General features: G+C 68.8%; 6 protein-coding genes. 2 read left to right on the top strand and 4 right to left on the bottom strand.

Features of this window, described 5'->3' with window-relative positions; all coding sequences use genetic code 11:
- A partial coding sequence (locus tag AE652_RS22905) for a PQQ-binding-like beta-propeller repeat protein (protein WP_159028530.1) occupies positions 1-1,591 on the top strand: 1,591 nt, incomplete at its 5' end.
- Positions 1,592-1,776: 185 nt separating this feature from the next.
- Entirely contained in the window at positions 1,777-4,356 is a 2,580-nt protein-coding gene (pepN, locus tag AE652_RS22900; protein ID WP_049654476.1) for an aminopeptidase N, read from the top strand.
- 144 nt (positions 4,357-4,500) lie between these two features.
- Here the strand turns inward: pepN and AE652_RS22895 are convergent, their stop codons facing one another.
- The 4 genes from AE652_RS22895 to AE652_RS22885 form a co-directional block, all read right to left on the bottom strand.
- Positions 4,501-4,728, bottom strand: coding sequence for a hypothetical protein (locus AE652_RS22895; protein ID WP_030238515.1), 228 nt, complete (start codon positions 4,726-4,728; stop codon positions 4,501-4,503).
- Between the two features lie 9 nt (positions 4,729-4,737).
- Positions 4,738-6,921, bottom strand: a complete 2,184-nt coding sequence (gene malQ / locus AE652_RS22890) for a 4-alpha-glucanotransferase (protein WP_049654472.1) — start codon at positions 6,919-6,921, stop codon at positions 4,738-4,740.
- A gap of 562 nt (positions 6,922-7,483) precedes the next feature.
- Positions 7,484-7,837 carry a hypothetical protein gene (locus AE652_RS46515; RefSeq protein WP_159028529.1) on the bottom strand — a complete coding sequence of 118 codons (354 nt, stop codon included), beginning with the start codon at positions 7,835-7,837 and terminating at the stop codon, positions 7,484-7,486.
- Positions 7,838-8,905: 1,068 nt separating this feature from the next.
- On the bottom strand, positions 8,906-9,357 hold a 452-nt coding region (locus AE652_RS22885), incomplete at its 5' end, for a hypothetical protein (RefSeq protein WP_049654471.1).

Here is a 9,357-nt window from a genome sequence, read left to right as displayed (position 1 = left end):
ACCGCCCGTGCAGCCGCCCGCGCAGCCGTCGGTCGGCAGCCCGGAGTACGCGGCGTACGCGCCGACCGCGCCCGGGTTCCCCAGCCAGGCCCCGCCGCCGCCCGGTGCCGCGCCGGTCGGCCCGTACGACCCGGTCCCCGGTGCCCCGTACGGTGCCCCGGACGCCGGGCAGGCCTACAACCCGGGCGGCTACAACTACCCGCAGCAGCCCGGGTACGGCTACCCCGTCGCGCCGGTCGCGCCCAAGCAGCGCAACCCGGTGATGCTGTGGGGCGGGATCATCGGCGGCGTGCTGGCGATCTCGATCGTGGTCGCCCTGGTCGTCCTGCTCAAGGACCCCAAGCCCGCCCCCGACCCGGGCCCGGACCCGGTCAGCACCGGCACCACCGACAACGGCGGGACCAGCAGCGGCCCCACCCCCGGCCCCGCTCCCAAGGGCGCCACCTTCAACGTCGCCTGGAGCGCCCCCAAGCCGGCCAACGCGGACAGCTCGAACCAGATGCTCGGCGTCTGGGGCACCGACAAGCTCGCGGTGCGCGTCGACAGCTCCGGGATCAGGGCCTTCAACCTGACCGACGGCAAGGAGGCGTGGACCATCGCCGCCCCGGCCGGCAGCAAGGAGCTGTGCACCGCCTCGTACGCCGCCAACTCCAAGGGCGTCGCCGCCGTCTCCTTCAACACCGGTGACAGCGACTGCTCCACCGTCGGCGCCATCGACCTGACCCAGGGCAAGCTGCTCTGGAGCGTCAAGGTCTCGGCCGACCGGATGTCCTCGCCGACCCTCAGCGTCACCGAGAACGTCGTCGCCGTCGGCGGCAACGCCGTCGCCGCCCTGAACATCGCCAACGGCCAGCCGGCCTGGCAGTACCAGCCGCGCGACAAGGACTGCGTCCTGCGCGGCAAGGCGGCCGGCGCCCAGATCGCGGTCAGCGACCGCTGCTACGGCACCAGCGGCCCGAAGTCGCAGCTGGTCATCGTCAACGCCGAGACCGGCAAGCCGGCCAGCACCCCGATCACCCTCACCGGCAACATCGAGGAGGTCGACTCGGTCGTCCAGGACAAGCCGCTGGTGCTGCTGATGGGCAACGGCCCGCAGGGCGACTACGTCCTGCCGTTCGACAAGGACAACAAGCCGGGCACCCAGATGTCCGTCAAGGAGCCCGGCGCGGACAGCCTGCGCCTCTCCGGCCAGAACGAGGCCCTCACCCGCAACGTGGTCAGCGGCACCACGCTGTACGTCCAGGTCAGCGGCGGCAAGCCGGGCATCAACGCCTACGACCTGAACACCGGCAAGCGGCTGTGGTCGGCCAACTCCGGTTCGACGAGCAACGACATGCGCCTGGTGGCCGGGACCGACAAGGACGGCAAGGTCCGCGCGATCGTCGACCAGGGCTACAACAAGCCGGCCCGGCTGGTGACGCTCTCGCCGACCGACGGCTCGATGTCCGACCTCGGCACCATGACGATGCCGAGCAGCATGGGCATCGGCAGCAGCACCTCCGAGTACCTGGTCTCGGACGACGGCGCCGCCGTCTACGCGTTCCGCCGCTACAGCGCCAGCGACGGTCCGCTGACCAAGTGGAAGAAGTGACGCCGGGGCGCCTCCGGGGCTGATCCCGGGGGCGTGACCCCTCGTCGCGGGCCGCGCGGCGACCGACACGGGCGGGGCGGGCACGGGCTGATCGCCCGGGCCCGCCCCGCCTGTGATTTTTCGGCCGCCCCGTCCGTTGGACGTGCGAGGATTCGGACCATCAGTCTGACAAAGGAGTGCAGCGAGTGCCCGGCACAAACCTGACCCGTGAGGAGGCCCGCACCCGGGCCGACCTCCTCCACGTGGACGCGTACGACATCGAGCTCGACCTCGGTTCGGCCCGCGAGGGCGGTACCTTCCGGTCCACCACCGTGGTCCGGTTCACCGCCACCACCCCGGGGGCGGAGACCTTCATCGACCTGGTCGCCCCGAGCGTCGAGGAGATCACCCTCAACGGCGTGCGGCTCGACCCGGCGACCTTCGCCGACAGCCGCATCCCGCTGCCGGGCCTCGCCGCCGAGAACGAGCTGCGGGTCGTCGCGAACTGCGAGTACACCAACACCGGTGAGGGCCTGCACCGGTTCGTCGACCCGGTCGACGGCGAGACCTACCTGTACACCCAGTTCGAGGTGCCGGACGCCCGCCGGGTCTTCGCCAACTTCGAGCAGCCCGACCTGAAGGCCGCGTTCGCGTTCACCGTGACCGTGCCGGAGGGCTGGGTCGTGGTCTCCAACTCGCCGACCCCGGAGCCGGTCGGCGAGGGCGACACCCGGGTCTGGACGTTCGAGCCCACCGGCCGGATCTCCACCTACATCACCGCGCTCGTCGCCGGCCCGTACGTCGGGGTCTTCGACACCTACGAGAACGGCGAGCAGAAGGTGCCGCTGGGCGTCTACTGCCGGCCCTCGCTGCGCGAGTTCCTGGACCCGGAGGCCGTCTTCGAGGTCACCAAGCAGGGCTTCGACTACTTCCAGGAGAAGTTCGACTTCCCGTACCCGTTCGCCAAGTACGACCAGCTCTTCGTCCCGGAGTTCAACGCGGGCGCGATGGAGAACGCGGGCGCCGTCACCCTGCGCGACCAGTACGTGTTCCGCTCCAAGGTCACCGACGCCGCGTACGAGGCCCGTGCCGCGACGATCCTGCACGAGCTCGCCCACATGTGGTTCGGCGACCTCGTCACCATGGAGTGGTGGAACGACCTCTGGCTCAACGAGTCCTTCGCGACCTACGCCGAGGCGGTCTGCCAGGCCGAGGCCCCGGGCTCCAAGTGGCCGCACTCCTGGACCACCTTCGCCAACCAGATGAAGACCTGGGCGTACCGGCAGGACCAGCTGCCGTCCACCCACCCGATCATGGCGGACATCAACGACCTGGAGGACGTCCAGGTCAACTTCGACGGCATCACCTACGCCAAGGGCGCCTCGGTGCTCAAGCAGCTGGTGGCGTACGTCGGCCAGGACGCCTTCTTCCAGGGCGTGCAGGCGTACTTCAAGCGCCACGCCTGGGGCAACACCCGGCTCAGCGACCTGCTCGGCGCCCTGGAGGAGGCCAGCGGCCGCGACCTCAAGGCCTGGTCCAAGGCCTGGCTGGAGACCGCCGGCATCAACGTGCTGCGGCCCTCGATCGTGCTCAACACCGACGGCGAGATCGAGTCCTTCGCGGTGCTCCAGGAGGCCCCCGCGCTGCCCGCCGGCGCCAAGGGCGAGGCCGTGCTGCGGCCGCACCGCATCGCGATCGGCCTGTACGAGCTGAACGGCGACGCGCTGGTGCGCACCGACCGGATCGAGCTGGACGTCGACGGCCCGCGCACCGAGGTGCCCGAGCTGGTCGGCCGGCACCGCCCGGCCGTCGTGCTGCTGAACGACGACGACCTCTCGTACGCCAAGATCCGGCTGGACGAGGACTCGCTGGCCGTCGTCACCGAGCACCTCGGCGGCTTCACCGAGTCGCTGCCGCGCGCGCTGTGCTGGGCCTCCGCCTGGGACATGACCCGCGACGGCGAGCTGGCCGCCCGCGACTACCTGGCGCTGGCGCTGTCCGGCATCGGGCGCGAGAGCGACATCGGCGTGGTGCAGTCCGTGCACCGCCAGGTCAAGCTCGCCCTCGACGCCTACACCGACCCGCAGTGGCGCGAGCAGGGCCTCGACCGCTGGGCCGCCGCCGCGGAGGAGCACCTGCGCGCCGCCGAGCCCGGCAGCGACCACCAGCTGGCCTGGGCCCGCGCCCTCGCCTCGGTCGCCCGTACCGACGGTCAGCTGGGCCTGCTCGCCGGGCTGCTGGACGGCTCGGTCGAGGTCAAGGGCCTCGCGGTGGACACCGAGCTGCGCTGGACCCTGCTGGTGCGCCTCGCCGCCACCGGCCGGGCCGACGAGGCCGCCATCGCCGCCGAGCTGGAGCGGGACAACACCGCGGCCGGCCAGGAGCACGCGGCCACCTGCCGCGCCGCCCGGCCGACCGCCGGGGCCAAGGCGGAGGCCTGGGCGTCGGTGGTGGAGTCCGACAAGCTGACGAACTATGTGCAGGAGGCCGTCATCGCCGGCTTCCAGCAGTCCGACCAGCGCGAGCTGCTCGCGCCGTACGCGGCGAAGTACTTCGCGGCGGTCAAGGGCGTCTGGGAGACCCGCAGCCACGAGATCTCGCAGCAGATCATCGTCGGGCTGTACCCGGCCCTCCAGGTGACGGCCGCGACCCTGGAGGCCACCGACACGTGGCTGGCCTCGGCCGAGCCGGCCCCGGCGCTGCGGCGCCAGGTCGTCGAGGCCCGGGCGGGCGTCGAGCGCGCGCTCAAGGCCCAGGCGGCCGACCGTGCGGCGGGCGGCCGCTGACGGTCTCCTCGCAACCGCGAAGGGGCGCCGGACGGGATCGTCCGGCGCCCCTTCGGGGTCTTGCGGGCCTTGCGGGTGGTGCGGGCCGTGCAGGTCGTACGGGACCTGCGGGTCGTGCGAGTCCTGGGGACGTCTGCGCGGGTGCTACTTCTTCTTGCCCTTGCCGTAGGGCAGGCCCGCCAGACCGGCGATCACCGCGAAGGCGACCAGCGGGAGAAACACGTACAGGCCGAGGGTCTGGCCCACACTCAGGCCGGAACCGGGGTCATCACCGTCGTCCCTGGTGAAGGCCATGGCGGGCGACGACAGCAGCATCATCAGCGTGACCGTTGCGGAGACCGCGCCGGCTCGCAAAGCGTTCCTCTTGTCCACGTTTCCAACTTACCCGCCGCTTACGGGGGCGCGCTCGTCGGGGTCGGTCGGGCGGGACGGGAGGACGTGCCTCGGGGCCGACCCGGCGGAACCGCGCGGGGCCAGGAGCCGGGCGAGCAGGCCGGCGGCGGGGGCGGTGGCCAGCCGTTCGAGGGTGACCGGGTCGCCGGAGCCGTCCGCGACCGGCAGGCGCCAGTTCGGGTACTGGTCCCAGGTGCCGGGCAGGTTCTGCGGGCGCGGGTCCCCGACCAGGTCCGGCAGCCAGACCCCGACCAGCTCCGCCGGGGTGGCCCGCAGGAAGCGGTACAGCACCGGCATCGTCAGCGGCTCGCCCTCGGCCAGCAGCCCGAGCCGGCCCAGCTCGGCCCGCCAGTCCGCCAGCTCCGCCGCCGCCTGCCCCTGCTCCTCCCCCAGCGGCCGGGCCAGCAGGCCCAGCCGGTGCCGCAGCTCGACGTGCTCGCCGGAGAGCCGGGCCGCGGTGCTGGGCAGGTCGTGGGTGGTGAGGGTGGCCAGGCAGCCGGACCGCCAGCGGTCCGGGCCGAGGATCGCGCCGTCGCCCCGCCAGTCCCGCTCGAACCAGAGCACGGACGTGCCGAGCACCCCGCGCGCCGCCAGCTCCTCCCGCACCCCCGGCTCCACCGTGCCGAGGTCCTCGCCGATCACCGCCGTCCCGGCCCGGTGCGCCTCCAGCGCCAGCACGCCGAGCATCGCCTCGGCGTCGTAGCGCACGTACGCGCCCTCGGTCGGCGGGTGCCCCTGCGGCACCCACCAGAGCCGGAACAGGCCCATCACGTGGTCGATCCGCAGGGCCCCCGCGTGCCGGGCGGTGGCCCGCAGCAGCTCCGCGTACGGGGCGTAGCCGGCCTCGGCGAGCGCGTCCGGGCGCCAGGGCGGCAGGCCCCAGTCCTGGCCGTGGGCGTTGAAGGCGTCCGGCGGGGCGCCGACCGAGATGCCGCCGGCCAGCACGTCCCGCAGCGCCCAGGCGTCCGCGCCGTCCGGGTGGACGCCGACGGCCAGGTCGTGGATCAGGCCGACCGGCATGCCCGCCTCGCGGGCCGCCCGCTGGGCGTGGGCGAGCTGCTGGTCGACCTGCCAGGCGAGCCAGCGGTGGAACTCGACCCGCTCCTCCAGCTCCTTGGCGGCGTGCTCGACCTGTGGGCCGTCCGGGTGACGCAGCCCCTTCGGCCAGTGGTGCCAGTCGGTGCCGTGCTCCTCGGCCAGGGCGTTCCACAGCGCGTGCCGGTACAGCCACTCGCCCTCGCGGAGCCGGTACGCGTCGTACTCGGCCTGCCGCCCGGGGCCGCGCGGCACCTCGTGCAGCAGCTCCAAGGCCTCGCGCTTGAGCAGCCAGACGGCGTCCCGGTCGATCAGGGCGTCGTGGACCAGCACCTCGTCGCGCAGCCGGGTGGCCCGCCGGGTCAGCTCCTCGGCCTGCTCGCGCCCGGTGCCGGTCAGGTAGGCGTACTCGGGGACGGCCTCGATCCGCAGGTGCACCGGGTCGGCGAAGCGGCGCGAGGACGGGCGGTACGGGGACGGGTCGGAGGGGGCGCCGGGCAGTGCCTGGTGCAGCGGGTTGATCTGCACGAAGCCCGCGCCGAGGCCGGCCCCCGCCCACCGGGCCAGCTCGACGAGGTCCCCGAGGTCGCCCATGCCCCAGGAGCGCTCGGAGAGCACGGAGTACAGCTGGGCGAGGAACCCCCAGCTGCGGCCCGGGAGTTGCGGCAGCCGCTCGGGGGCGACCACCAGCGCGGCCCGCGCGGCCCTCGTGCCGGTTTCCGCCGTGAGCACGTGGCGCCCCAGCGGCAGGTCCCCCGGCACCCAGTGCGAGTGCCCCCGCGGCAGCTCCCAACTCCCGCCGTCCTCCAGCTCCACCCGCAACCGGGCGTCCGCCGGCACGTCCAGCGCCGTCCGCCGCCCCTGCCGGACCACCACGCACGGCGGCAGCAACCGGGCCCGCTGCCCGGCCCGGTGACGCTCCAGCGCCTCCCCCACCTCCTGCGGCGACCCGGCCGCCACCCCCATCGCCCCCAGCACCGCCACCAGCGTCCGCGCCCCCACCGCCTGCCCGCCCGGCCCCGGGTACCGGACGTCCACCCCGTACGCCCGCGCCAGCGCCACCAGTTCGGCGGGCGGCGGCGGGGCATCCTGCGCCGGTACCTGCTCGGCTCCGTCACTGTCGTGGTAAGCGGCCACTCGCGGCTCCTGCGATGTCTCGGCAACGCCCGTTCAGGACAGCCACAGTCCTACCCGCGTGACACCACGATCACCCAGCGCGACACGACGCCGGCGGCAGAAGCGGAGCTCCGGGTGCAGATGAAACATTCGAAACGCGCGCGATGGTCTTCAATAATCCATTGCAATCCGTCACCATTGCCATGGGGTCGACAGTACGCACTGAGGTGGAATTTGCCCAGAAAACCTGAATTCATCGTAAAAATATGATACTCATCCCCATGCACACCTTGGCCCGCATATTTACGAACCACAGAATCACATCACCCAGGTAGGCGAAGTTTCGGCGACGATGGCACATGCTTCATTAATATTCTTGCCCATCTCGATACTTTTACTGAAGCCGCATTCATCATCAAAAGATGTGATATCGACACCCCCTGGCGCCAAACCGTGAAACCGGAGCGAATATCTCCGGCGTCAAGCCAAGGGGCGAGCCCATCGCGCGAGAGGGTTGAATGAAATCCCTATTCCGGCCGGTATGCACCGGCCGGAACAGGAACTGAGCCTTGCGGGACTCCACTCAGATGGCTGTACTTATCAGCACAGCCAAGACCTCTTTGACCTCTTCGTCAAATAGCACGATTGCCGCGAGATCGCCGACTTTCACTGGCGCTATCCCAATGGGGGAATCCCTACCATCGAGGACTGAGAGGAATTTATCCCACCCTCCGTAAGATTCTCGAATTTCATCCACCGAATATCGGTAGCTATAAATATCGAGCAGCTCGCGGGCTGGCGGGAAAGTGACCCCGATAAACCCTTCGGAATCGATAGAGAGTACTGCAGTCAGCCGTTCCATATTCTCCATTTGATTATTGCATCGGAATTTCTTCAGCAACTCCGCTACTCTGTCGGCGCTTACGACTATTTTCATCTCTTCCCCTTCCAGACTGCCTCTACCTCGCCAGTCAACGTTCCCTCAACTAGCACCTCAAGTTCGGACCGATATTGCACCCATGATTGATCATTGGAGTGAACATGCGACATCCCCCTGGGAATTTTCGCCGTGAGCACTACGCCATTTCCGGACTTTCCGCTTATCGCCCTTTGATAGGCAACCTTGGGTGACACGGTCCAGCTGACGAACGGGCTGTCGGTTTGTCCAGCATGATGGTCCTCGGCTGAGAAATTGCCGCCTCGGGGCCTTGCCACACCGTCAGTCGCTTCATCAAATCCAGGATGCGCATTCCCTCGAAGGTCATTCTCCGGAACTCCCCGGTAGATAGTGATCTCGCCACCGCAATTGTGGACGAGAACCGGAGTAGTGCCCGCCAGCACATAGTACGTATGGAGGAAGCTGACGGTCAGGTTGTGGGTAGTGACGGCGTAGGGGTAGTTGCGGACGGACTGGATGTCAGTTCGCCGGCGTCGACCCACTGCTGACGGGATTCGCTCCAGTAGGGGATGTGGTAGGTAAAGGTGGTCTTCGCCCGGTCGTCGGCTGTCGGGCAGCGCGGGCTGGCGTCGTGGCAGCCACTCCGGAACTCCCAAGCAACACAAGATCATAAAAGCAGTAGGCCGCCCTGTAGGGCGGCCTACTGCTTTTACTCCTAGAGCGTCTCTATAGGGAGTTCCCCCAAGAGATTCAGAACAATCCTCTCAAGACCCACGGAACTGACTCGCCGAAATCCGGACAGATGGCTGTCAAGCATATCGACCAGCACACACGTGCGGACATTCCGATTGGCCTCAAGAAACCACATGTAGCACCTGAATGAACGCTCCCCACCCTCCGCACTGAATCCATTTTCAAGAAATGGCATTACGATATGGAAGCCGCGCCGGTCAATCCGTTCAGACGAAACCAGCAATTCCATCCGTGTGCGAAAGGATGCACTTCTCGGATCCTGGAGCACCTCCACCAGATGGGGTACGCAACGTCGGGCCTGGGGTATTTAGTCGGGATCAACTTGAGCAGCACCCATCCCAAACCGCCAATCCATTAGAAGAGATCAAGCAAATCCTTGACGCCGCCTTGGGGGCCACCTCCGTCAAAGTCATCAAACATGCTCAAATCTCTTTGATGCCGCCGCACGGCCACCTTCGTGGTCCAGTCGATCTTATGATCAGGGCTCTCCGCCCTTCGGATCAGCTCAGCCACGCGGTGATTTCCTTGCACGACAGTGCTGTGCTCGTTAATCGTGATGAAGTGACCATCATGCGGCCTGTTTACGGCTTGCAGAAATTCTTCATCTGAAAGTCTCTGAAGCGGCGCGAGATGCGACTCCTCCGTACCATGCGCTGGCTTGGTCATACTCAGCTCATGAACCGTTGCCGTGTCGCAGTTATGCACCAGAACCGGGGTGACACCCGCGAGCACATAGTACGTGTGGAGCAGGTTGACGGTGAGGTTGTGGGTGGTGACGGCGTAGGGGTAGTTGCGGACGGACTGGA

Source organism: Kitasatospora sp. MY 5-36 (assembly GCF_001182915.1).
In the GTDB taxonomy this organism is placed as follows: Bacteria; Actinomycetota; Actinomycetes; order Streptomycetales; family Streptomycetaceae; genus Kitasatospora.
The sequence above is the reverse complement of the archived record's forward strand: the minus strand, read 5'-3'. Positions and strand labels throughout refer to the sequence as shown.